This is a genomic window from Parvularcula dongshanensis (genome assembly GCF_014199615.1).
Classification (GTDB): Bacteria; Pseudomonadota; Alphaproteobacteria; order Caulobacterales; family Parvularculaceae; genus Parvularcula; species Parvularcula dongshanensis.
Window position 1 is genome coordinate 1 of record NZ_JACHOB010000004.1, and the last position, 20951, is coordinate 20951.

Genomic DNA, 20951 nt, shown 5'->3' on the forward strand with positions numbered 1-20951 from the left:
GCCCCGATGATCGCCGTCGTCAAACCACACCCCGCCCCGTCATACATCACGCCCTCCCAACCCCCTCACGCCGACGGCGTGCGTAACCGCGCTGCGAGGGCTCGCTTATGGCTACGCCGGGTGCGCATCCTCGTCATGAACCCTGTCCAGACCACCACGATGGCGAAGGTCAGGCTAGCATAGCAGTGATACAGCCAATGAAGGCCAGCCCCTGCAATTGCGGTTCCGCGGGACTGCCGCCGCAGGACGCGGAGGAAGCGCCGGTTGGAAACGAGGTAGGCGAGCAACGCGCCGGCGGACAGCGCGACGAAGGCGAGCCAGATCGCGCTCTCGCCGACGAGCGCGGTGCCCATAGCGACGAGCGCGAACAGCCAGACGAGGTGGGCGAGGACGCTCTTGGTCTGCTCGGCGCCGCCGGTGTTGAGCGTCGGCGCGATCCGGCCCTCGGCGACGAGTTGCGACCAGGGCACCGCGCGCTGAAGCAGGTCCGTTCGCCAGAGCTGCACGAGGGTCCAGTCCTTCATGTGGTCTCCGCGCGCGTCGGGAACGAGTAGCAGTCGGCCCCCTCGCGCCTTCAGGCGGAGCCCAAGCTCCACGTCCTCGATGCAGGGACGGCCGTAGCCCTCGTCGAACCCGCCGACCGCGAGGAACGCGGCCCGATCGACGGCGCCGAGGCCCGACCAGAAGGTCTGGGCCTCCGCGACCCCGCTCGGGGCCGCCGTGACGTGGGTGTGGTGGTGGCGCAGGTTCGCGTAGCGGCCCGCGACGTTCCGCACGACCGCGCTGACGCGGTCACCGTACGCGCCGAAGGCTGCCGAGACGTTCTCGTCGCTGCTGACGAGACGCGAGAGGCGGCCAAGCGCGTCCGGCGCAACCGCGACGTCGGCGTCGACGAAGAGGACGGTAGGGCATCGCGCCGCTTGCGCGCCTCGGTTGCGGCCATAGGCGGGGCCGCGCCGCGCGACGGTACCGGCGATGACGCGGGCCCCGTGGGCGCGCGCGATCTCGGGCGTCTGGTCGGTGGAACCGTCGTCGTAGACGATTACCTCGTCGGGCGCCGGCCGCGCCGCGTTGATCGCTTCGAGGCAGGCTTGCAGGGTGGACGCCGCCTGATAGGCGGGGATGACCACGCTAAACGCGTCGCGGCGCATCGAAACTTCCCTCTGGCAACTCGATCATCGTTAAAGAAAAGTTGCCCTTGCACAATGTGTGCGGTGCGCAAAGCACTGGGCGCTGACGCCCTCGTGAGAGATACGATGAACCTGCGGAAACCGGCTCCAGAGATCGATTGGCTGAGGGGCGCGATGCCCTCAATGCTGGTAACGGCTGCGATGTTCCTCCTCTTCGCGGCCGTCTTCCTGGACGGGTTCGGGCCACGCGACGCGGAGCGCTATGCACAGTTCGCCGCGGATTGGGCCGCGAACGGTCCCAGCCTGGGACAGGATCACTGGCAGCTGCGCACGCCGCTGATCGCGAGCCTCGCCCTCGGCTTCCGCCTCTTGGGTCCGTCCGAACTCACCGCCTCCCTCGTCTGCGCGGTCTGGGTCGCGCTGCTCGTCGGCATCACCTTCGTCGGGGCGAGACGTCTCCTCGGCGCGGAGGCAGGCACCCTTGCCGCCCTGTTCACGGCCGGGTCGGCCTTTAGCGCCGCGGAGGCCTTCGAGGTCCGGGTCAACACTCCGGAAACGGTGTTCGCCGCCGCTGCGTGCTGGTGCATGATCGCGGGGCTGAGGTCCGGGCGCCTGACCGCGCTCTTCGCGGCGGGTGCGCTCGCAGGCGGCGCTTGGCTCTGCCGGGAGACCGCCGTCTTCCTTCCCATCCTCTTCGGCTTGTCGAGCCTTGTCGCCTTCAGGCTCCGGCTCGCCCCCCTCCTCGCCTCCAGCGCCGGCTTCCTCGCCGTGCTGGGAGCGGAGCTGGCGACCTACTGGGCGCTGACGGGCAATCCCTTCTACAGGGTGATGATCGGCGCGGGCCACGAAGCGCGCAATGCGGGGCACGTTCCCGAAGCCCCCGTCAGCGTGGTGAGCGCGGTCACCGCCGACCTGACCGAGTCGCCGCTCGCCGTGCTGCTGGCGACGCCGAACGTCACGCCGTTCCTGCTCGGCGGGCTCCTGCTTCTCGTCGCGGCCCTCCTCGCCGGCCGCGGGCGGCCCTTCACGACCGCCGAGCGTTGGGCTGCGGTGGTGTTCGGCGGCGGCGCTGTGCTGTCCTTCGTGATCTCCGGCTACGTGCTGCGCCTCGAGTCCCCCCTCTACTCGCCCATCCTGCCCTATGCCTGCGGCGTCGCGGCGGGCTGGTCGCTCTGGCGGTTGCGGGGGGCGATCGGCAGGATCGGCGTCGTCGCAGGCGCTGCGTCGTGGATCGTCGCGAACGCCGCCGCAGCGGACTTCCGCGACTATAGCGAGTACGCGGACGCCCGCTGGCTGGCGCGGACCTTCACGGATGGCCGCGCCCTCTACACCGATCCGATCACCGCCCACCGCATAAGGGTCATGCAGGCGCTCGACGGCACGTCGCCCGCCCGTCTGACCTACGGCGCCGCGCCCTGCGCCGGGGACGAAGCCGCCGTGACGCGCGCCAAGGGCTTCAGGGGCGGGCTCGTCCCGGCGCGGGATTGGCAGCTCGTGCAGGAGGTCGAAACGCGCCGCCCCTCCCCGACGCGTGCGCTCCTTCGGGCCGTGCCGGGGGTCGAGAAGGTGCCGAGCCTGAACGAGCGGCTCGCCGCGTCAGAGCCCCTGCGCCTCTACGTCGTCGGCCCGTCGGCGGCTGAGTGCCCCGCCCGAACCGACGGTGCCGAGGACGGCTGACGTCTCCCTCAACCCGGCAGGGCGAAGGCGACGGTCGAGGCCTGCGCCAGCACCCGCCCGATGGGGGTCGGCTCGTCGACCGGCACCGGCCCTTCCGGCCACATCGCGATCAGCGCGTCGAGCGCCTCGATCAGCTCCGGCGAGGCCTGAGCCAGGCTCCTGGCGCGCTCGCGCGCGACGACGGCGAACCCGTAGGCGTCCTGATACTCGCCGGGGTCGGACACGACGCCGTCCGTGATGGCCACCTGATACTCCTCGGCGAGGGTCTCCATGAGGAAGCGGATGATCTCTGTCGGCTCGCCGCCCGCCTTGCCCGCCACCATGGCGAGGTTCTCCTCTGCCGCCGCGAGCTCGGCTTCCACCTCGGCAGCCGGACGGCCCGCCTCGAGCGAGGCGGAGACCTCCTCGAAGAGCGCAGGTTCGAACCCCAGCGCGTCGAGGCCCGCCCGCTCGGCGGCGTGCGTCTCCGAGATCGGGTGGAGCAGGTGGCGTGCCGCCATCTGAGGCTCGTCGGCACGGTAAAGGGCCAGGCCGGCCGCGACGTGGCCGCTCATGAAGGCAAGGCGGTCTGGCAGCGGCAGGGCGCCGATCTCGTGACCCGCACCGCCCCCTTCGCCTTCACCCTCGCCTTCTCCTTCGCCCATGCCGGCGAAGGCCGTAGCGGGAGCGGGGTCGGACCCGTCGGTCGCCGCAGCGGCCCCGACGTCGTGACCATCGTGCGAGGCCGCCTGCTCGGTCGACGCCGGCGGTGCCGTATCCGGCGCCTGACCGCAGGCCGCGAGGCCCGTTCCCAGAAGGGCCGTCCCGAGACCGAGCGTCGTCCAGCGCTTCGTCGTCTTCGTCATTTTCTTGCCTGCTTGTCCGCGTTGGGCGGACACTAGTAGGGTCACCCTCGATTGCAAACAGTTCTCAGTCGCGAAGCCATGATCCTTACCGTCGCAGACGTGCTCGAAGCCGATGCCCTCGCCGCGTTCAGGCGCGATGCCGAGCGGCTGTCATGGCGCGACGGCCGCGAGACCGCGGGCAAGGAAGCGCGCGCGGTGAAGAGAAACGAGCAGGCGGACCTCTCTACGCCCGAGGGCCGGCGGGTCAGAGACGCGCTTCTCGCTGCGGTATCGTCTCACCCGGTCGTCGCGGCGGCGGCGCGCCCGCGACGTTTCGCCCGCCTTCTCCTGAGCCGTACCGGGGTCGGCGGCGGCTACGGCGCTCATGTCGACAATGCGCTGATGGGTCGCGGCGAAGCCCGGATCCGCACGGACCTCTCCTTCACCCTCTTCCTGTCTCCGCCGGACGCCTATGACGGCGGCGAGCTGACCGTGTACGGTACGGACGGCACTCAGAGCTTCAAGCCCGGCGCGGGCGACCTCGTCCTCTATCCTTCTACTGAGCTTCACGAGGTCGCCCCTGTGACCCGCGGCGTCCGCATGGTCTGCGCCGGGTGGATCGAGAGCCTCGTGCCGGACGGCGCTCAGCGGGCGATCCTGTTCGACCTCACCAACCTTCGGGCTTCCATGGCGACCTCGCTGCCCCAGGGGGCGGGCGAACGCCTCGTCCTCGACAAGGCGATCGCGAACCTCCTGCGGATGTGGGTGCGGACCTGAACCCTACCGCCAGCCGGCTCGGTCGAAGATCCGGACGGCCTCCGCCTGGTTCTCGCCGAGCGCGGTGACGTTGATCTCGTCCGCCTTGAAGGTGCCGAGCGACTCGACGGCGGAGGACGCCTCGACGCCCTTGGCCGCCGGGTACTCGTTGTTGCCGTTCGCGAAGTAGCCCTGCGCGCGGTTCTCGGTCAGGTACTCGATGAAGCGGATCGCGTTCTCGCGGTGCGGCGCGTACTTCAGGACGCCCGCGCCGCTGATGTTGACGTGCGTGCCGCGGTCGTCCTGGTTCGGGAAGACGACGCCGATGCTGTCGAAGACTTCCTTCGCCCGCGGATCGTCCGAGGCCGCGAAGCGGGCGAGGTAGTAGGTGTTCACGATCGAGATCCGGCACTCCCCCGAGGCGACCGAGGTGATCTGCGTCGTATCGTTCCCCTGCGGTCGGCGGGCGAGGTTCGCGACCACCCCCTTCGCCCAGTCTTCCGCCGCCGCTGCCCCGTCGTTCTCGACGATCGAAGCGAGCAGCGAGATGTTGTAGATGTTGGACGAAGACCTGACGCAGACTTCGCCGCGGTGAATGGGATCTGCTAGGTCTTCGTAGGTCGAAAGGCTCTCGGGCAGGCCCTTCGACTTGTCGTAGATGATGATCCGCGCCCGGGTCGAAAGGCCGAACCAGCGTCCCTCGGGATCGCGGAGGTGGTCGGGAAGCCGTTCGTCGAGGAGGTCCGATTGGATCGGCGCCAAGATGCCCGCCTCCTCCGCACGCCAGAGGCGCCCGGCGTCCACCGTGATCAGCACGTCGCCGGGACTGAACTCGCCTTCGGCCCGGACCCGCTCGATCAGCACGTCGGCCTCCGCTTCAAGGAGGTTCACCTCTATCCCGGTGGCCGCGGTGAACTCGTCGTAGAGGGCGAGGTCGGTGTCGTAGTGCCGCGCGGAGTAGACGTTGACCTCGCCCTGGGCAGCGGCTGGCCCCGTGAAAAGGGTCGCCGAGGCGGCGAGGAGGCTTCCGAGTAGGATCCTGGGTCTTTGCGGAAGGAGCGTTGGGTTCGGCATGACAGGCGTCCATTCTTGTTCTTGCGACGCGATATCATCTAGGATGTCGGGAACGCAAATGCGCGCTTCGTAACCCTCAGCCCCTGCTGCGCAGCGGCCCGACCTTGGGCGTGGCGCCGACCCAGCCGGTCGCACCCGGCGAGCTGGCTTCGCTCGGCCCTGATGGCGGCGGGCTCGGCGTCTCCGCGGCCGGAACGCCGAAGGCGCGGCCCGCGCCGAGCTTGGGACGAATGCTGACCCGCTCGTCCAAGGTCGCCGCCTCGCTGCGCGGCGCTTCGACCGCCAGCGCCTCTCCGGTTTCGGCTCGAACCGTGATCCGGAGGCAACGCCCGAGGACGCGCACATCCTCGATACGGGCCGGCGCTACTGGGTTCGGCTCGAGCAGCAGGGCCTCCGGCCGGACGAGGACATCCAGGACGGCCTCTTCCGGCAGGGCCATCATGCCCGCCGTCGGCCAAACGCCGAAGGGCGTGACGAGGCTGTCTCCCGCGCGGCGGGCGCGGACGAGCTGGCCGTCGCCGAACAGAGTGCCGACCGCCGCGGTCGCCGGGGCGTCGTATAGGGTGGCCGGCGTGTCGGCCTGAACGATGCGGCCCGCCTCCATCACGGCGATCTTGTCGCCGATCGCCATCGCCTCGTCGGGGTCGTGGGTGACGAGGATCGAGATCGCGCCCCGGGCCCGCAGCGCCGATCGCATCTCCTCGCGCAGCGCATGCCGCCGGACGACATCGACGCTGGCGAAGGGCTCGTCGAGGAGGACGACGCTCGGCGAGGGGGCGAGCGCCCGTGCGAGCGCGACCCGCTGCTGCTGTCCGCCGGACAGGTCGTTCGGATAGGCGTCCGCCTTCTCGCGCAGCCCGATCTGGTCGAGCAGCGCTTCGATTCGCGCGCGGTTCCGCCGCACCCCGCCGACGAGGCCGAAGCCGACATTTCCCGCGACGCTGAGATGCGGAAAGAGCGCGCCTTCCTGAAAGACGAGCCCAACGGGCCGCTTCTCGGGCGGCGGGTTGCGTCCAGGCCCGGCAAGGACCTTCCCGTCGAGGCGGAGCTCGCCCGCCTGGACGGGAAGAAGCCCGGCGATCAGGCGAAGCAGGGTCGTCTTGCCGCAACCCGACGCCCCGAGCAGGCAGGTGATCTCACCGGGGGCGGCGCCGAGGCTCAAAGAGCGCAGGACCGTGCCTTCACCGTAGCTATGGCTCAGATCGGCGATCTCCAGGCTCATTCGGACCTTTCGGCTGTCCCGGCGCAGCATGCGCCCGGACGGTGGCTCGCCCTTCTGGGCGACGTCCCCATACCGTGTTAGCGCTGGCACATGCAAAGCATTCTCAGATCGTCCGGTCTCCGCCCCCCGCCATGGGGGATGTTTGCGGTCGTGGCGGTCGCGCTCCTCGCAGGTCTTCCGCTCATCGCCGTCCTGTGGGGAAGCGTCGCCCGGCCCGGCGACCTCGTCTCGCTGATCGTCACGACCCTGCCCCCCTACCTCGCCAACACCCTGGGCCTCGCGCTCATCGTCGGCGCGCTCACGACCTTGATCGGCGTCGGCACCGCCTGGCTCGTCACCGCGACCGAGTTTCGCGGCCGAAGAACGCTGTCCTGGCTCCTCGTGCTGCCGCTCGCGGCGCCGGCTTACCTCGTCGCCTATGTGTATACGGACCTTCTGGCCTATGCCGGTCCGGTGCAGGGCGCGCTTCGGGCGGTCTTCGGCCCCGCCGGCTCGGACTGGGTCCCGCCTGTCCGGAGCCTGCCGGGCGCGGGCTTGATGCTGGCGCTCGTCCTCTACCCGTACGTCTACCTTCTCTCCCGAGCGGCCTTCGCGGCGCAAAGCCGAAGCCAGCTCCTCGCCGCGAGGAGCCTCGGCGCGCGCCCGATGACGGCTTTCCGCCGCGTGGTGCTGCCCGCGGCGCGTCCGGCCATCGCCGGCGGCCTCGCCCTCGTTCTGATGGAGACGCTCGCCGACTTCGGCGTTGCGGACTACTTCGCCATCCCGACCTTCAGCACCGGTATCTTCAGGACGTGGCTCGCGCTCGGCGACCGTCAGACGGCGCTGCAGCTCGCGGGCGTCCTCCTCCTCTTCGTCTTCCTGCTGGTCGCGGTCGAGGCGTCGAGCCGCCGAGGCCTCGTCGCCAGCGGCGACCGCCTGTCGGAGGGCGTGCCCCCGTTTTCGTTGTCGCGGGGCCAAGGCGTGCTCGCCGTCCTCGCCTGCAGCCTGCCCATCGTGCTGGGCTTCGCCGTCCCCGTCGGCGTCCTGACCGTCTTGGCGATCGGGGGGGGCGACGACATGTCGGCCGAGGCGTTGCGCGGCTACGCGAAGAACAGCGTCGGGGTCGCGCTCCTGACGGCGGGGATAGCGACGCTGCTCGCCTTGCTCTTGGGCTACGCGCGGCGGCGGGCGCCCCGTCGCGGGGTCGTCGGCGGCGCCGTCCGGGGCGGCCTGCGGCTCGCGACGCTCGGCTACGCGCTTCCGGGGACGCTGCTCGCCGTCGGGCTCCTCGCGCCGCTCGGGGGCTTCGACCGCTGGCTGACGCGCCTCTCGCGCGAGGTGACGGGCATCGATCACGGCCTCTTGCTGACCGGTTCGGTCGCGCTTCTGACCTACGCGCTGACGGTCCGCTTCCTGACGGTGTCGTTCAACGCGGTCGGCGGCGGCCTCGACAAGATTCCGCCCTCGCTCGACGAAGCTGCGCGGTCCCTGGGGGCCGGACCGCAGGTCGTCGTCCGGCGCGTTCACGTCCCTCTCCTCGCGTCGAGCCTTCTGGCGAGCGCGAGCCTCGTCTTCGTCGACGTCATGCGAGAGCTGCCGGCGACCTTGATGCTGCGGCCCTTCGACTTCGAGACGCTGGCGACGCGGGTCTACCGCCTTGCCAGCGACGAGCGGCTCGCCGAGGCGTCGACGGCCGCCCTTCTCATCATCCTGGTCGGCATCCCGCCCGTCATGCTCTTGAACCGGGTTCGCCGTTGACGCGTCGGCGGGGGCGTCACCCCGCTTCGTAGCGTTTGACGACGGCGCTCATGTTCTCCGCCGCGAGGCCGTTCGCCTCGGCGTCCTCGAAGAGAGCCCGCGCCGCATCGATGATCGGCGTCTTCGCCTCCTCGCTCGCGCCCGCGGCGTAGCCGAGGTCCTTCGCGACGAGTTCCACCGGAAAGAGGGGGTCGAAGCTACGCTTCACCATCAGGCCGCCCGCGGTCTTCGCTGCGGGGCTTGCCCAAGGCGTGGCGCTGAGGAGGTCCAGCGTCTTCTCCGGCTCGAGCCCCAACTTCGCGCCGAGGCTCAAGAGTTCGGCCATCATCGCGACCTGCGTGCCGAGCGCCGCGTTCACGAGGAGCTTCGCCGTGGCGCCCGCCCCGATCGGGCCGGCATGCTCGACCGACTTGCCCATGGCCAGCAGGAGCGGCTTCGCGCGCTCGACGTCGGCCTGCCTGCCGCCCGCGAGGATGACGAGCTCGCCCGCTTCGGCCTGCGGACGGGAGCCCGAGACCGGCGCGTCGATCGGAACGGCGCCCGCCGCCTTCGCCGCCGAGGCGAAGGCCCTGGCGCGTCCTGCCGTGACCGTGCTCATCTCGAGGGCAATGGCGCCCTCGCCCATCGACCCGAGGGCGCCGTCCGCGCCTTCCCAGACCTCGCGGGAGGCATCGTCGTCGCGGACCATCGCGATCACGAACTCGGCGCCGCCCGCCGCTTCTCGCGGGGTGGCGGCGGCCTTCGCGCCCTTCTCCTCGAGCGGCGCCGCGCGCTCGGGGCTGCGGTTCCAGACCGTCAGGTCGTGTCCGGCCTCCATCAGGCGGACGGCCATGCGGCTGCCCATGGCGCCGAGGCCGAGAAAGGCGACGCGGCTCACGGCCGGCCCCGCGCCATCAGACCGCCGAGACCGACACCGAGCGCGAGCAGCGCGAGGCCGGAGGCGACCGGGTGGTTGGCCGCGTTGGCGGACAGGCTCGGCCGGACATGCCGCCCGCGGGTATCGCCGCGCTTGGCCGTCGCCTCGCTCGGCGCGAAGAGGTTGTCGGGATGGCCGTGCGCAGGCTCGTCCGTCGTCATCGCCTCCATTCCCGCCGCGCTCATCCGATCGGCGAGCCTTGGGAAGTGCGCCGCCCCCATCGCGCCCAGGACCGCCGAGCCGCCGACGTAGCGGTCTCGGGTCGGATGCTCGGCCGCGTGCAGGATCACGCGGGCTACGTCTTCCGCCGGGTAGAGCGGCGGGGGCATCGCCATCTCTTCGCCCGTCAGGTTCCTCTGGTTGTCCATGATCGGGGTCGCGATGGGCCCCGGTTTGATGAGCGTGACCGAGACCGGCGCCCCGTCGTGCTCGAGCTCGATCCGAAGCGCGTCCGTGAAGCCGCGCACGGCGTGCTTGGCGGCCGAGTAGTAGCCCATGAGCGGCGTGGCGACGTCGCCCGCCATGCTGCCGACATTGATCAGCGCGCCGCCATGCTCTTTGAGCGTTGGCAACGCCGCGCGGCAGCCGTGGACCATGCCCCAGAAGTCGACGTCGAAGAGGCGGCGGGCCTCGTCCTCTCCGGTCTCCTCGATCTTGCCGAAGATCGAGACGCCCGCATCGTTGACCCAGGTGTCGATACCCCCGAAGCGCGCGATCGCGGCGCGCGCCAGCGCCTCCACGGCAGCCGCGTCCGACACGTCCGTCGGCACGGCGAGGGCCTGGCCACCGGCCGCCTCGATCTCGCTTGCGAACCGTTCGAGGTCGTCGCCGCTGCGCGCAGCCATGACGACCCGCGCGCCTTTCTCTGCGGCCATCTGCGCGGTGGCGAGGCCGATTCCGGAGGACGCGCCGGTGACGACGATCACCTGCTCCTTGAGGGGTTTGAGACGAACCATGAGCCTTCTCCTTCGCCCCGCGAACGGGGCGGCACCGAAGAAGGTTCGCCGCGTCAGTCCACCGTGGTCTGCGACAGAGCGCCGTAGAGGTCAGGACGCCGATCACGGAAGAAACCCCAGGCCGCGCGTTCCCGCTCGACCGCATCGAGGTCGAACGCGGCGGTGATCACGCCGGTCTCGGTCCTGCCGAGCTCGGCGACGACGTCCCCCGCCTGATCCGCGATGAAGCTCGTCCCGTAGAAGACTTGTCCGTCCTCGTCGCCGACCCTGTTGGCGGCGACGACGGGCGTCGTGTTCGAGACCGCGTGCCCCAGCATGGCGCGGCGCCAGCGCGCGGCGGTGTCGAGGCTCTGGTCCTGAGGCTCCGCTCCGATCGCGGTCGGATAGAGAAGGACGTCCGCCCCCTGAAGAGCGAGCGCGCGGGCGACTTCGGGGAACCATTGGTCCCAGCAGATGCCGGCGCCGATCCGGCCGTGCTTCGTCTGCCACACCTTGAAGGGCGTGTTGCCGGGACGGAAGTAGTACTTCTCCTGATAGCCGGGACCGTCCGGAATGTGGCTCTTGCGGTAGCGGCCGAGGAGCGTTCCGTCCGCGTCCACCATGACGAGCGTGTTGTAGTAGTGCGGGCCGTCGCGCTCGAAGACCGAAAGCGGCAAAACGACGCCGAGCTCGGCGGCGACGGGCGCGAGGCGCGTCACCACCTTGTGCTCCCGCCAGGGCCCCGCCTCGCGGAAGAAGGGCTCTTCCTGGCTCTTGCAGAAGTAGGAACCTGCGAAGAGTTCCGGCAGGAGGACGACCTTCGCGCCCCGCCCCGCCGCTTCGCGGACGAGCGCCTCGGCCTCGGCGACGGGATCGTCCGATAGTCCCGGCGCGAACTGGATCGCGGCGACGGTCAGCTCACGCGGCACCCGGCACCTCCCGCGTCATGCAGTGAAACGCGCCGCCGCCCCCTTCGAGGATCGCGCGGGCGGGCAGCGCGACCACTTCGCGGCCGGGAAAGAGCGGCGCCAGAGCCTCGCGCGCGGCCGCACCCGAGGCCTCGTCGTAGATCGGCAGGAGGACGGCACCGTTCGTGATCGTGAAGTTCATGTGGCTCGCGGGAAGGACCTCGCCGTCCGCATCGAGGATCCGGCCCGGCGACGGGATCGTCGCCACGTCGAGGCCTGCCGCGCGCAGATCGCGCTCGGCCTCGGCCAGCACGTCCGCATGAGGATCGTCGTCGCCGTAGGGCGCTTGGCACACCGCCCGCCCCGGCCCCGTGAAGCGCGCGAGGTTGTCGACGTGCCCGTCCGTGTGATCGCCGTGCAAACCCCGTCCGAGCCAGATCACCTCGGTGCCGCCCAGCGCGTCCTTGAGCAGGGTCTCGACCTCTCCTTCCGTCACCTCGCCATTGCGGTTCGGGTTCAAGAGACACTGCCGCGTCGTCAGAAGCCGCCCCTCCCCGTCGAAGTCGAGCGATCCGCCTTCGAGGACGAAGCCGAACGCCTCGGCTAGGCTGCCCTCCGCCCGGGCGATCGCCGAGGCGGTCTCGGCGTCCCCCTCCATGTCGTACTTTCCGCCCCATCCGTTGAAGGCGAAGCAGAGGGCGCGGCCGTCCTCTGTGAGAAGCGGACCCGTGTCCCGCAGCCAGATATCGCCCGTTGGAATGCGGACGACCTCGCACACCGTGTCCAGGCCTCGCTTGTGCGCAGCCGCCGCGGCCGCTTCGTCGCCCGCGGCGAGCCTCACCGGCACGAAGCGCGACGCGGCACGGACGAAGGCTGCGATCTCGTCGCGCGCAGCCTCCATGCCGCCGGACCACTCGTGATCGAGGCGGGGCCAGCCGACCCAGAGCGCGCGTTGCGGCGCCCATTCGGGCGGAAGAGAAGAAGGGTTCGTCATGCGGCGCCAGATAGGGAACGGGCGGCGCGGACACAATCGGCGGGGAGGGTGGTACCGCCTTCTGGAATCGAACCAGAGACCTCTTGATCCACAATCAAGCGCTCTAACCAACTGAGCTAAGGCGGCAGCGGGGGCGGCATAGCCCCGGCGGCTCCCCGCAACAAGGGGGGCGTAGGATCAGTCGCGGCCCTGCGGCAGCGCGGACGTTCCCTGGACCCGGCCCGAGGGCTGAGCGTTCGTCGGGACCGGGCCGGCCGGCGCCTGCGGCGCGGCCGAGCTTCGGGCGGGGGCCCCGCCCTCGCCGTAGATCTGCGCGACCTCCTCCTGAAGCGCGGCGATCCGCGTTTCGGTCGCAGGGTGAGTACTCGCGAACTCAGGCGGACGCTCCTGCCCCTCGCTCGCGCTCGCCATGTTCTGCCAGAAGCGCAGGGCTTCGTGCGCGTCGTAACCCGCCGCCGCCATGTAGCGCACGCCGCCCGCATCGGCCTCGAGCTCGTGCTTGCGGCTATAGGGCAGGATCAGGCCGTACATCGCGCCGACGCCCAAGGCTTGCGCCAGTTGCCCGGAGTTCTGCTGGCAGGCCTGCTGCTGCGCGGCCGTACCGCTGCAGCGCGAGCCGAGGCCGATCTGCGCGCCGATCAGGCCGAGCTGCGCGAGCAGGCCTTGGCTCGAGCGCTCGGCGGAGTGGTTGTAGTTCACATGCGCGATCTCGTGGCCGACCACGGCGGCCAGCTGCGCGTCATTCTGCATGATGTCCATGATGCCGGTATGGATGCCGACCTTGCCGCCCGGCAGCGCGAAGGCGTTGAGCGTCGGGTCCTCGAAGACGAGGTACTCCCACTCCGCCGGGTTGCCGCCCGCCGCGCGGATGATGCGCGGGGCGACGCGGTTCAGGCGTTCGGTGTAGCGCGGGTCGGTCGAGACCTTCTGCTCGGCCTTGATGTCGTTCCAGGCGGCTTGTCCCGCTTGGGACATGTCGCCGCCGCCGAGCAGGAACTGGTTCCGTCCAAGCTCTTCATTGTAGGTGCAGCCCGTCGCGCCGAGCGACAGGGCGCTCGCCGCGAGAAGAGCCTTGAAGTGCCGACGGGGACGTCTCATGGGCGTGCCTTCCTGAACCTCTTTAGGGTTCAAGGTGGGGCAGCGCGCCCCCTCCGGCAAGCAGGGGCCGGACGAACCGGCCCCCGACATGCGCGAAGTCTTACGACTCGTAGGTCTTCACTTCGGAGAGCGAGCGGCTGACGCTCTCGCGCTGCCGCTGCAGCACGCCGTAGGCCATGTCGGTCGACGGGATGTCCTCCAGCGCGTCGTCATACTCCTTGAGGAGGGTCGACTCGCCGCGCTCGATCTCCTTCAGGATCGCATCGTCGGAGCCGCCCGTGACGGCGTTCTTGAGCTCGGTGAAGGTCCGGTGCGCACCCGCCAGAAGCGAGCCGTCCTCCTTCACGTCCTCGCCGAGGCCCGTCAGGTGATTGCGGATCTCGCTCGCGAAGCCGCGGCGCTCCTGCGCCTTCTCGCGGAACATGACCGCGAAGCGGCCGGCCTTGGCGTCTTCCGCCGCGTTCTCGTAGCCATCGGCGCTGTCCACGACGCGGGTCAGCACGTCCTTGAGTTCGTCCTTGATCTCTTTGGCCATCGTTCGAATCCTTTCTCGTCGGACCTCGGAGGGTCCACGCAGGAGCAACAAGCGACGCAGGCGAACGTTCCAGACTGGGACAGGCGGTCACGGAACGACCATGGAGTTGTTTCTGTTCCGTCATGAGCGTCAGGCCGCCGCCGAAACGGGACGCCAAGGAAGGAAGAAGTATGCTCTCGGGACGCCTGCTGGCGGGCTATAGAAACCTGGTCGCCAGCTACGCGTTCCTTCCGGGATTGCTGATCGGAGCGGGCACGCTGCTGGCTGCGGCGTTGACCGCCGTCGACACCTTCTACGAGCCGGACTGGATGGGGCCGCTGAGCGCCGTCTTCGGTCCCACCACGGCGGAAGGTGCGCGGAGCCTGCTTTCGACCGTGGGCGGCTCGATGCTGTCGGTCGCCGGCATCGTCTTCTCCGTGACGCTCGCGGCCATCGTCTTCGCTTCGGGTCAGTACGGCCCCCACGTCCTGCCGCAGTACCGGCGCGACAAGCTCGCCCAGGCGACGCTCGGGGTGATGCTGGGCGTCTTCGCCTACTGCATGACGGCGCTTTACTCGGTTCAGGCCGGCGAGGACGCCTTCGTGCCGCGGCTCGCGGTCTTCGGCGCTCTCGTCCTCTCCGCCGTGGGCCTTAGCATGCTGATCGCCTTCATCAGCCACATGCTCGTGATGCTGCACGTCTCGAACGTCGTCGGGCGCATCGGCAACCAAGCCGCCGCGCTCCTCGCGCAGGACCTTCCCTGTGACGATGCGGACGCCCGCCACGAGCCTAGGCCGGGACACGAGGCCGACTTCCTGACGAAGGACGGTGACCCTCTCGTTCGGGCCGAAGGCGCGGGCTACGTCCTCACCGTCGGCACGGACCGGCTCGTCGCAGTCGCGACCAGGCAGGACCTTCGCGCCGACCTCCTCGTCCGGCCCGGCGACTACGTAACGCCTCGCACGCCGCTGCTCCGCGTCGCGCCGACGCTCGAGGAAGGCGTGGCGGACGAGTTTCGAGGCGCCTTCGCCTATGGTCGCCGCCGCACGCCGGACGAAGACACCGCCTTCACGCTCGACGAGCTCTGCGCGATCGGCCTGCGCGCCCTCTCACCCGGCGTGAACGACCCGTTCACGGCGACCGACGTCGTTCACCAGATGATGCGCCTCGTCGAGCGCGCGGCGCGCGGACGCCAGGTCGGTGCGGTCCACCGCGACGAGGACGGCACGCCGCGGCTGCGCCGACCGGTCCTTACCTTCGGCGACGTCGTTCGCCTTACCCTCGAAAGGATCGGCCCCGACGCGGCCGGCAACGTCACCGTCACGCCGGAACTCATCGCGGTCTATGACGGCCTCCTCTCGGAGATCCCCGAGGGGGCGGAAGCCGACCGCCTGCGCCGCTCCGCGAGAGCCTTCCGTGCGCTCTGCGAGGAGAAGCTTCCGATCCGCGCCGCCCGGGAGGAGGCTCTGTCGGCGCTCGACCGCATCCTCGCCCGGGGTCACACCGCGCCCGCCGCGGCGCAGGTCGCGCGGCTGAAAGCGGGGCGCCCGTCATGAGCGAGACCGCGGACGCGGAGGCCGAGGCCCGTGCCCATGCGAGGGCCGCGGGGCTGCGCTACTCCTCGGACGGCGAGCCCGGCATCAAGCGCGTCCGGCGGGGGCGCGGCTTCTCCTACTACGGGCCGGACGAGAGCCTGCTGACGACGGGGCCGGACCGAGAGCGGTGCGAAGCGCTGGCGATCCCGCCCGCCTATGAGGACGTGTGGATCTGCGTCGATGCGCGCGGGCACCTGCAAGCGACGGGGCGCGACGCACGGTCCCGCAAGACCTACCGCTACCACGACGACTGGCGCAGCTTCCGCGACACGGTGAAGTTCGAGGGGCTGTCCGCCTTCGGCGGCCGTTTGGGCCGGGCGCGCGAGCAGGCCGAGGCGGCGAGGCGAAAGCGCGGCCTCAAGAAGGAGCGCCTCCTGGGCGCGGTCTTCCACCTTCTCGATCATCACGCGCTCAGGGTCGGCAACGAGGCCTACGCGCAGGAGAATGAGAGCTTCGGCGCGACGACGCTGCGGCACGAGCACGTCGCGGGCGACGTCGTCCACTTCCCCGCCAAGCACGGCCGCGAGGTCGAGGTGGAGATCGACGACGCTCGCTTCGCGCGCCTGGTCCGCAAGCTCTCGGACCTGCCCGGCCAAGCCTTGTTTCAGTACCAGGACGAGGGCGGCACGCTGCACCGCCTGCACAGCCACGACGTCAACGACTACCTCGAAGAGGTCTTCGGCACGCCGGTGACCGCCAAGCAGTTCCGCACCTGGGCGGGCAGCCTCGCCGCCTTCGAGCGCGGCGCCCAAGACGGGGCGGGCATCGGCGACGCGGTCGAGGCCGCGGCGGCGCGGCTTCAGAACACCAAGGCGGTGGCGCGCAAGGCCTATGTGCATCCCGCCATCATCGAGGCGGTGCGCGAGGGGAGCCTGCCGGAGGCGGTCCGCGCGCTGCGGCCCAAGGTCGGCAAGCGGAAGAATCTCACGCGGACCGAGGCCCTGTTCCTGCGGTGGCTGGACGAGGCGGGCTGACCCGCTCAGTGGGCGGGCGCGCCCACTGTGTCCGCCGCGTAAGCGCCGCGCTCCCCGATCGGCTCGTGCGTGCCGGTCGTCGTGTCGCGCTTCGTTTGGCGTTCGAGCTCCGCGTTCACCTCGGCGCCCAAGAGGACGACGAAGGCGGTCAGGTAGAGCCACATCAGAAGGATCACGACGCCGCCGAGCGTCCCGTAGGTCGCGTTGTAGCTGGCGAAGTTGCCGACGTAGATCGAGAACGCCCAGGAGCCGAAGATCCAGAGCACCACCGCGAAGACGGCGCCCCCCGTCAGCCACTCCCACCGCGCGTCGTCGCGGTCCGGCGCGAGGCGGTAGAGGACACCGAAGGCGAAGAGCGCGCCGCCGAGAAGGACGATCCACTGGGCGATGGTCGCCAGCACCTTCCCGATGCCGCCCAGGCCGAGGACCTCGAAGGTGGCCGGCACGGCGATGACGAGGACGGCCGCCACGATCAGGCCGATCACCGCGCCGAAGGTCAGCGCCACGTTCAACAGCGTCTTCTTGATGAAGGAGCGCTCGTCGTCCTCGTCATAGGCGACGTTGAGGCCTTCGGTCAGCGACTTGATGCCCTTGGACGCACTGAACACCCCGATCGCGATGCCGATGAGGGCGGTCAGGAGGGCGCCCGTGTCCGCGCTCGCGGCGGAGACGGCTTGCTCATGGATGAGGTCGGCGGCCTCGGGCGGCATGGTGTTGGTGAAGCCATCGATCTGGCTGACGATCTGGTTCGGATCGGCGAGAAGACCCCAAAGAGAGATCGCTGCGGCGATGCCCGGAAAGACAGCGAGGAGGCCGTAGAACGCGCAGCCCGCCGCGATCAGGCTGATGTGGTCCTTGCCCATCTCGCCCTTGACCCGCATCAGCACGTCGAACCAGCCCTTGGGCGGGATGTGCCATGGCTTGCTCGCTTGCCGGCCGCGTGTCGCGTCCTCGGTCGCCATCTTCTGAACCTCGTTCCTCGCGCTTTCGCTGCGCGAACACGCTGAGGGCGTTCAGGTTCGGAAGGCGCCCTCCTTGTCCGGCACGGTGTGGAGGGCGAGGCGCCCGCCATCGACGAACAGCGTCTGCCCGGTGATGAAGGAAGCGTCTTCCGAGGCGAGGAAGTGCACGGCGCTCGCCGCCTCCTCGGGCTCGCCGCGGCGGGCGAGCGGGGTCGCCGCGATGATTCGCTTGCGGTCGGCGGTCGTCGTCGACTCGACGTCGTCGAGCTCCTCCTTGATGGCGGCGGCACCGACCGCGTTCGCCCGCGCGCCGTAAGGAGAGAGCGTCATCGCCACCGCTTTGGTCAGCTGCACGACGGCGCCCTGGCTAGCCGCGAAGATCGCATGGTCGGCGCTGGCGGTGACCGCTTCGTTCGAGACGACGTTGACGATGGCGCCGGAGCGCGCGGTGTCGACCCCGCCGTCGCTCGGTGCGCTCGCCTGCTTGATGATCTGCTTCGCGACCGCCCGGTTCAGCAAGAAGCAGGCTCGGACGTTCCGGTCGAGAACGAGGTCGAGGTCCTCTTCCGAGGTCTCGAGGAACGGAGCGGAGAAGAAGAGGTTGTCGCAATGGGCGAGCACGTTGACCGAGCCGTAGGCGTCGAGCGCGTCCGCGATGACGTTGTGCACGTCGAGCTTCTTGTACAGTTCCGCCTCGATGAAGGATGCCTCGCCGCCGCCCGCGCGAATCTCGTCGCGCAAGGCGATGCCCGAGGTCGCGTCCGTGTCGGCCAGCACGAGGCGGTCCCCCGACCGCGCGAAGCGCAGAGCCGTCGCCCGGCCGATCCCGCCGCCCGCGCCCGTTACGATGACCGATCTGCCCGCCATGCCCTTAAGTCCTCATCCTTGCGACCCCGCCCGGGCGACCGAGAAGAAGGGCGGCCCGGGGGCCGCCCTGTGCTCTTGGTTCCTCAGCTCGGCAAGCCCCGCCTGGTCTCAAGGCTTCGTATCTCGTCCTTGATCGCGAGCTTCCGTCGCTTGATGTCGTGCACGCGGTCCTCGTTGAAGGCAGGCGACCGCATCTCCTGCGAGAGGGCGGTCTCAAGCGCGGCATGCTTCCGGCCGAGCGTATCGAGGCGTGCTTCGATGGACATGCAAGAGTCTCCTTCGCGGTTGACCCGCACAGCGAACCACGTCCGGCCCTCTTCTGTCACGGGACGGTCACGGCGCGCGCTGCAAGTGTGATCGATGCGGCGGAGTGCTTCCTGTGCGTCGCTTGGCGCTCTACACCGACACCATGGCAGCTCCCGACCTCCACCGCCTCGCCGAGTCCGGCCGGCTCTGGGCGTGGTCGGTCTCCGCGCTGGAAGATGACGGGCTGCGCCGGGCGGCGGTCGCGCTTCAGGACGGCTACGCCTTCAACGTCAACCTCGCGCTCTGGTCCGTCTGGGCGGCCCGCCTCGGCTACGTCCTGCGCGACGAGGAGGTGGTCGAGATCGTCGAAGGGGTCCAGGCGATGGACCGCTACGTCGTCCGGCGCCTGCGCGAGGTGCGCCGCTACCTCGCGGCGCCGAAGCCGGGTTATCCTCTTTCGGACCTGGCCCGGCTTCGGACCGAGACCTACGAGGCGGAACTCGCGGGCGAGCGCCTCGTCCAGCTTCGGCTCGAAGCGGCCACCCTGCCCTTCGCGATCGATGAAACCCGCAGCGAGGAGGGCGGTCGTCATCACGCGCGGCGCCTGTTCACCCTGTGCCAGCGTCAGCTTGAAAATCCGGTCGTTCTGGCCGATGAGCTTGGCCCCGAGGGCCCCGGCGCGCTGTTCGCCACCGTCCTCGACCTCGCCCCGGACCCACGCGGGTTCGCCGGCGCCGAAGGAAAGCGCGAGCGGGACGACGCATGACGAGAGACAAGCCCCCTCACCTCACCGCCATCGACGGCGACCGCAAGGACGAAGAAGGCCTGCCGGTAGAGGACGTCGAAGAAGGCACGAAGGCGGCGAACGACGAGGCCATCCGCATGCGCATCCGGCGCCTGGAGGAGGAACACCGCGACCTCGACCAGGCGATCGCCACCATGGAGGAGCGGATGCCCTACGACCGCCTGACCATACAGCGCCTGAAGAAGCGGAAGCTCGCGCTCAAGGACCAGATCTCTGAGCTGCACGAGCAGATCCTGCCGGACATCATCGCGTGAGGGCCCTGCTCGCCCTCCTCCTTCTGTTCGCTTCGCCCGCGGCGGCGGAGACCTACGCTCGCGTTCAGACCTCGATGGGAAACATCGATCTCGCCCTCGATGACGAAGCGGCGCCCGTGACGGTCGAGAACTTCCTCGCCTACGCGACGTCCGGCTACTACGACCGGCTGATCTTCCACCGCGTCGTTCCCGGCACGCTGATCCAGGGCGGCGGGATGACCCCGGCGCTCTATCCGCGCGCGGCGAGCCGGGAGGCCATACCGAACGAGGCGGCGCAGGACCGCAAGAACCTGCGCGGCACCATCGCCATGGCGCGCTACGACGAGCCCGACAGCGCCACGAGCCAGTTCTTCATCAACCTCAAGGACAATCCCGATCTCGACCGGACGGGTGACGAGTGGAAGAAGGACGCGGGCTACGCCGTCTTCGGCCGCGTCGTCGCCGGGATGGACGTCGCCGACGCCATCGGCGCGGTCGAGACGGGCCCGGGGACGCCCGAATCCGGCCTCGCCGCGGAGGTTCCGACCGAGCCCGTCACGATCCTCCGTATCGACCCGATCGAGAAGGCGGAGGTCGGCGCGGAGTGAGAGAGGACGTTCCCGAGGTCGAACTCCGTATCCGCGACGAACGTCGCCGCCTGGACCTCGACGCGCCGACGCTGCCGGACTGGGTGACGGAACCGGGCCTCTCGGCGGGGGGCTACCCCTACGACGAGAAGCTGTCCAAGAAGCGATACAAGCGGACGCTCGAGGCGCTGCAGGTCGAGCTCGTCAAGCTGCAATATTGGCAAGAGCGTACCGGCGAGCGGATCGTCTGCCTCTTCGAAGGCCGCGATGCGGCGGGAAAGGGCGGCTCGATCGCGCGGGTCCGGGAGTATCTGAACCCCCGCCGTGCCCGCATCGTCGCGCTGCCCAAGCCGTCCGACGCCGAACGGGGGCAATGGTACTTCCAGCGCTACGCCGCGCACCTTCCGACGACCGGCGAGATGGTCCTGTTCGATCGGTCTTGGTACAACCGCGCCGGGGTCGAGCGGGTCATGGGGTTCACGGACGACGCTGCCGTCGAGCGCTTCATGGACGAGGCGCCCCGCTTCGAGGCGGCGCTCGTCCGCTCAGGCATCCGCCTTCACAAGTTCTGGCTCGCCATTGCCCAAGAAGAGCAGATCGAGCGCTTCCACGACCGTAGGCACGACCCCCTCAAGACCTGGAAGCTGTCGAGCATGGACGTCGCCGCGATGACGAAGTGGGACGCCTACACGCAGGCCCGCGACGCGATGTTCGAGGCGACGCATACGGACTGCGCGCCCTGGACGGTGGTCCGCGCCAACGACAAGCGCCGGGCCCGGATCGAAGTGATCCGCACCATTCTCTCGAATGCCGACTACGACGACAAGGACGAAGGCGCGATCGGCGACCCCGACCCGAAGATCGTCGGCGGCCCCAGCCTCGTCCAGGGCGACTAGC

22 protein-coding genes and 1 tRNA gene are annotated in these 20951 nt (G+C 69.9%); 9 read left to right on the forward strand and 14 right to left on the reverse strand.

Annotation, left to right across the window (positions count from 1 at the left end; all coding sequences use genetic code 11):
• Positions 1–65: 65 nt before the first annotated feature.
• On the reverse strand, positions 66–1151 hold the full coding sequence (locus GGQ59_RS09585; RefSeq protein ID WP_183817973.1) for a glycosyltransferase family 2 protein: 1086 nt from the start codon (positions 1149–1151) through the stop codon (positions 66–68).
• Between the two features lie 162 nt (positions 1152–1313).
• On the opposite strand from GGQ59_RS09585, the gene GGQ59_RS09590 reads away from it, so the two are divergent.
• Positions 1314–2807: an ArnT family glycosyltransferase gene (locus GGQ59_RS09590; RefSeq protein ID WP_183817975.1), complete on the forward strand. Its 1494-nt coding sequence runs from the start codon at positions 1314–1316 to the stop codon at positions 2805–2807.
• Positions 2808–2815: 8 nt separating this feature from the next.
• Here GGQ59_RS09590 and GGQ59_RS09595 read toward each other — a convergent pair whose 3' ends face one another.
• Positions 2816–3652: a hypothetical protein gene (locus GGQ59_RS09595; protein WP_183817977.1), complete on the reverse strand. Its 837-nt coding sequence runs from the start codon at positions 3650–3652 to the stop codon at positions 2816–2818.
• 78 nt (positions 3653–3730) lie between these two features.
• Here GGQ59_RS09595 and GGQ59_RS09600 point away from each other — a divergent pair, with 78 nt between their 5' ends.
• Positions 3731–4408, forward strand: coding sequence for a Fe2+-dependent dioxygenase (locus tag GGQ59_RS09600; protein WP_183817979.1), 678 nt, complete (start codon positions 3731–3733; stop codon positions 4406–4408).
• A 3-nt stretch (positions 4409–4411) separates the two neighbouring features.
• On the opposite strand, the gene GGQ59_RS09605 is transcribed toward GGQ59_RS09600, so the two are convergent.
• The gene (locus GGQ59_RS09605) at positions 4412–5461 is read right to left on the reverse strand and encodes a Fe(3+) ABC transporter substrate-binding protein (protein WP_183817981.1); all 1050 of its coding nucleotides are present in this window, start codon (positions 5459–5461) and stop codon (positions 4412–4414) included.
• Between the two features lie 76 nt (positions 5462–5537).
• Positions 5538–6683, reverse strand: a complete 1146-nt coding sequence (locus GGQ59_RS09610) for an ABC transporter ATP-binding protein (protein WP_183817983.1) — start codon at positions 6681–6683, stop codon at positions 5538–5540.
• A gap of 150 nt (positions 6684–6833) precedes the next feature.
• Here GGQ59_RS09610 and GGQ59_RS09615 point away from each other — a divergent pair, with 150 nt between their 5' ends.
• Positions 6834–8420, forward strand: coding sequence for an ABC transporter permease (locus GGQ59_RS09615; protein ID WP_343074315.1), 1587 nt, complete (start codon positions 6834–6836; stop codon positions 8418–8420).
• A 16-nt stretch (positions 8421–8436) separates the two neighbouring features.
• Here GGQ59_RS09615 and GGQ59_RS15455 read toward each other — a convergent pair whose 3' ends face one another.
• The 7 genes from GGQ59_RS15455 to GGQ59_RS09650 all read right to left on the reverse strand — a co-directional run bounded on the left by GGQ59_RS15455 (position 8437) and on the right by GGQ59_RS09650 (position 13806).
• The gene (locus GGQ59_RS15455; protein WP_183817987.1) at positions 8437–9297 is read right to left on the reverse strand and encodes an NAD(P)-binding domain-containing protein; all 861 of its coding nucleotides are present in this window, start codon (positions 9295–9297) and stop codon (positions 8437–8439) included.
• Positions 9294–10292 carry an SDR family oxidoreductase gene (locus tag GGQ59_RS09625; RefSeq protein WP_183817989.1) on the reverse strand — a complete coding sequence of 333 codons (999 nt, stop codon included), beginning with the start codon at positions 10290–10292 and terminating at the stop codon, positions 9294–9296. The genes GGQ59_RS15455 and GGQ59_RS09625 overlap by 4 nt, the downstream gene beginning before the upstream one ends.
• Positions 10293–10345: 53 nt before the next feature.
• Positions 10346–11200, reverse strand: coding sequence for an N-carbamoylputrescine amidase (aguB, locus tag GGQ59_RS09630; RefSeq protein WP_183817991.1), 855 nt, complete (start codon positions 11198–11200; stop codon positions 10346–10348).
• Positions 11190–12173 carry an agmatine deiminase family protein gene (locus tag GGQ59_RS09635; RefSeq protein WP_183817994.1) on the reverse strand — a complete coding sequence of 328 codons (984 nt, stop codon included), beginning with the start codon at positions 12171–12173 and terminating at the stop codon, positions 11190–11192. Before GGQ59_RS09635 ends, aguB begins: the two co-directional genes overlap by 11 nt.
• Positions 12174–12222: 49 nt before the next feature.
• Positions 12223–12299: transfer RNA gene (locus GGQ59_RS09640), tRNA-His, on the reverse strand.
• A gap of 51 nt (positions 12300–12350) precedes the next feature.
• Positions 12351–13271: a M48 family metallopeptidase gene (locus GGQ59_RS09645; protein ID WP_183817996.1), complete on the reverse strand. Its 921-nt coding sequence runs from the start codon at positions 13269–13271 to the stop codon at positions 12351–12353.
• Positions 13272–13371: 100 nt separating this feature from the next.
• Complete coding sequence (locus GGQ59_RS09650; RefSeq protein ID WP_183817998.1) at positions 13372–13806, reverse strand: ferritin-like domain-containing protein; 435 nt, start codon at positions 13804–13806, stop codon at positions 13372–13374.
• A gap of 170 nt (positions 13807–13976) precedes the next feature.
• Here GGQ59_RS09650 and GGQ59_RS09655 point away from each other — a divergent pair, with 170 nt between their 5' ends.
• Together GGQ59_RS09655 and GGQ59_RS09660 are read left to right on the forward strand one after the other, a co-directional pair.
• On the forward strand, positions 13977–15341 hold the full coding sequence (locus GGQ59_RS09655; protein WP_183818000.1) for a DUF2254 domain-containing protein: 1365 nt from the start codon (positions 13977–13979) through the stop codon (positions 15339–15341).
• Positions 15338–16354 (forward strand): DNA topoisomerase IB, encoded by a 1017-nt coding sequence (locus GGQ59_RS09660; protein WP_183818002.1) that lies wholly within the window; start codon positions 15338–15340, stop codon positions 16352–16354. Before GGQ59_RS09655 ends, GGQ59_RS09660 begins: the two co-directional genes overlap by 4 nt.
• A gap of 5 nt (positions 16355–16359) precedes the next feature.
• Here GGQ59_RS09660 and GGQ59_RS09665 read toward each other — a convergent pair whose 3' ends face one another.
• From GGQ59_RS09665 to GGQ59_RS09675, 3 genes are all read right to left on the reverse strand, one after another.
• A complete protein-coding gene (locus GGQ59_RS09665) occupies positions 16360–17316 on the reverse strand; it encodes a YihY/virulence factor BrkB family protein (RefSeq protein WP_183818004.1) in 957 nt (318 codons plus the stop codon).
• A gap of 51 nt (positions 17317–17367) precedes the next feature.
• The gene (locus tag GGQ59_RS09670) at positions 17368–18183 is read right to left on the reverse strand and encodes an SDR family NAD(P)-dependent oxidoreductase (RefSeq protein WP_183818007.1); all 816 of its coding nucleotides are present in this window, start codon (positions 18181–18183) and stop codon (positions 17368–17370) included.
• An 83-nt stretch (positions 18184–18266) separates the two neighbouring features.
• Positions 18267–18449: a YdcH family protein gene (locus GGQ59_RS09675; RefSeq protein ID WP_183818009.1), complete on the reverse strand. Its 183-nt coding sequence runs from the start codon at positions 18447–18449 to the stop codon at positions 18267–18269.
• Positions 18450–18562: 113 nt separating this feature from the next.
• Here GGQ59_RS09675 and GGQ59_RS09680 point away from each other — a divergent pair, with 113 nt between their 5' ends.
• The 4 genes from GGQ59_RS09680 to ppk2 are packed head-to-tail and all read left to right on the forward strand — an operon-like array spanning position 18563 to position 20950.
• A complete protein-coding gene (locus GGQ59_RS09680) occupies positions 18563–19195 on the forward strand; it encodes a TIGR02444 family protein (protein WP_183818011.1) in 633 nt (210 codons plus the stop codon).
• Entirely contained in the window at positions 19192–19488 is a 297-nt protein-coding gene (locus GGQ59_RS14790) for a YdcH family protein (RefSeq protein WP_221400980.1), read from the forward strand. Before GGQ59_RS09680 ends, GGQ59_RS14790 begins: the two co-directional genes overlap by 4 nt.
• Positions 19485–20075: a peptidylprolyl isomerase gene (locus tag GGQ59_RS09690; RefSeq protein ID WP_343074316.1), complete on the forward strand. Its 591-nt coding sequence runs from the start codon at positions 19485–19487 to the stop codon at positions 20073–20075. Before GGQ59_RS14790 ends, GGQ59_RS09690 begins: the two co-directional genes overlap by 4 nt.
• Positions 20072–20950, forward strand: a complete 879-nt coding sequence (gene ppk2 / locus GGQ59_RS09695; RefSeq protein WP_183818013.1) for a polyphosphate kinase 2 — start codon at positions 20072–20074, stop codon at positions 20948–20950. Before GGQ59_RS09690 ends, ppk2 begins: the two co-directional genes overlap by 4 nt.
• Position 20951: the final 1 nt, after the last annotated feature.

Bases quoted from the DNA above. Each gene is read 5' to 3' on its own strand.
- GGQ59_RS09585 (WP_183817973.1), bottom strand. From the start codon at position 1,151: ATGCGCCGCGACGCGTTTAGCGTGGTCATCCCCGCCTATCAGGCGGCG.
- GGQ59_RS09590 (WP_183817975.1), top strand. From the start codon at position 1,314: ATGCTGGTAACGGCTGCGATGTTCCTCCTCTTCGCGGCCGTCTTCCTG.
- GGQ59_RS09595 (WP_183817977.1), bottom strand. From the start codon at position 3,652: ATGACGAAGACGACGAAGCGCTGGACGACGCTCGGTCTCGGGACGGCC.
- GGQ59_RS09600 (WP_183817979.1), top strand. From the start codon at position 3,731: ATGATCCTTACCGTCGCAGACGTGCTCGAAGCCGATGCCCTCGCCGCG.
- GGQ59_RS09605 (WP_183817981.1), bottom strand. From the start codon at position 5,461: ATGCCGAACCCAACGCTCCTTCCGCAAAGACCCAGGATCCTACTCGGA.
- GGQ59_RS09610 (WP_183817983.1), bottom strand. From the start codon at position 6,683: ATGAGCCTGGAGATCGCCGATCTGAGCCATAGCTACGGTGAAGGCACG.
- GGQ59_RS09625 (WP_183817989.1), bottom strand. From the start codon at position 10,292: ATGGTTCGTCTCAAACCCCTCAAGGAGCAGGTGATCGTCGTCACCGGC.
- GGQ59_RS09635 (WP_183817994.1), bottom strand. From the start codon at position 12,173: ATGACGAACCCTTCTTCTCTTCCGCCCGAATGGGCGCCGCAACGCGCG.
- GGQ59_RS09645 (WP_183817996.1), bottom strand. From the start codon at position 13,271: ATGAGACGTCCCCGTCGGCACTTCAAGGCTCTTCTCGCGGCGAGCGCC.
- GGQ59_RS09650 (WP_183817998.1), bottom strand. From the start codon at position 13,806: ATGGCCAAAGAGATCAAGGACGAACTCAAGGACGTGCTGACCCGCGTC.
- GGQ59_RS09655 (WP_183818000.1), top strand. From the start codon at position 13,977: ATGCTCTCGGGACGCCTGCTGGCGGGCTATAGAAACCTGGTCGCCAGC.
- GGQ59_RS09660 (WP_183818002.1), top strand. From the start codon at position 15,338: ATGAGCGAGACCGCGGACGCGGAGGCCGAGGCCCGTGCCCATGCGAGG.
- GGQ59_RS09665 (WP_183818004.1), bottom strand. From the start codon at position 17,316: ATGGCGACCGAGGACGCGACACGCGGCCGGCAAGCGAGCAAGCCATGG.
- GGQ59_RS09670 (WP_183818007.1), bottom strand. From the start codon at position 18,183: ATGGCGGGCAGATCGGTCATCGTAACGGGCGCGGGCGGCGGGATCGGC.
- GGQ59_RS09675 (WP_183818009.1), bottom strand. From the start codon at position 18,449: ATGTCCATCGAAGCACGCCTCGATACGCTCGGCCGGAAGCATGCCGCG.
- GGQ59_RS14790 (WP_221400980.1), top strand. From the start codon at position 19,192: ATGACGAGAGACAAGCCCCCTCACCTCACCGCCATCGACGGCGACCGC.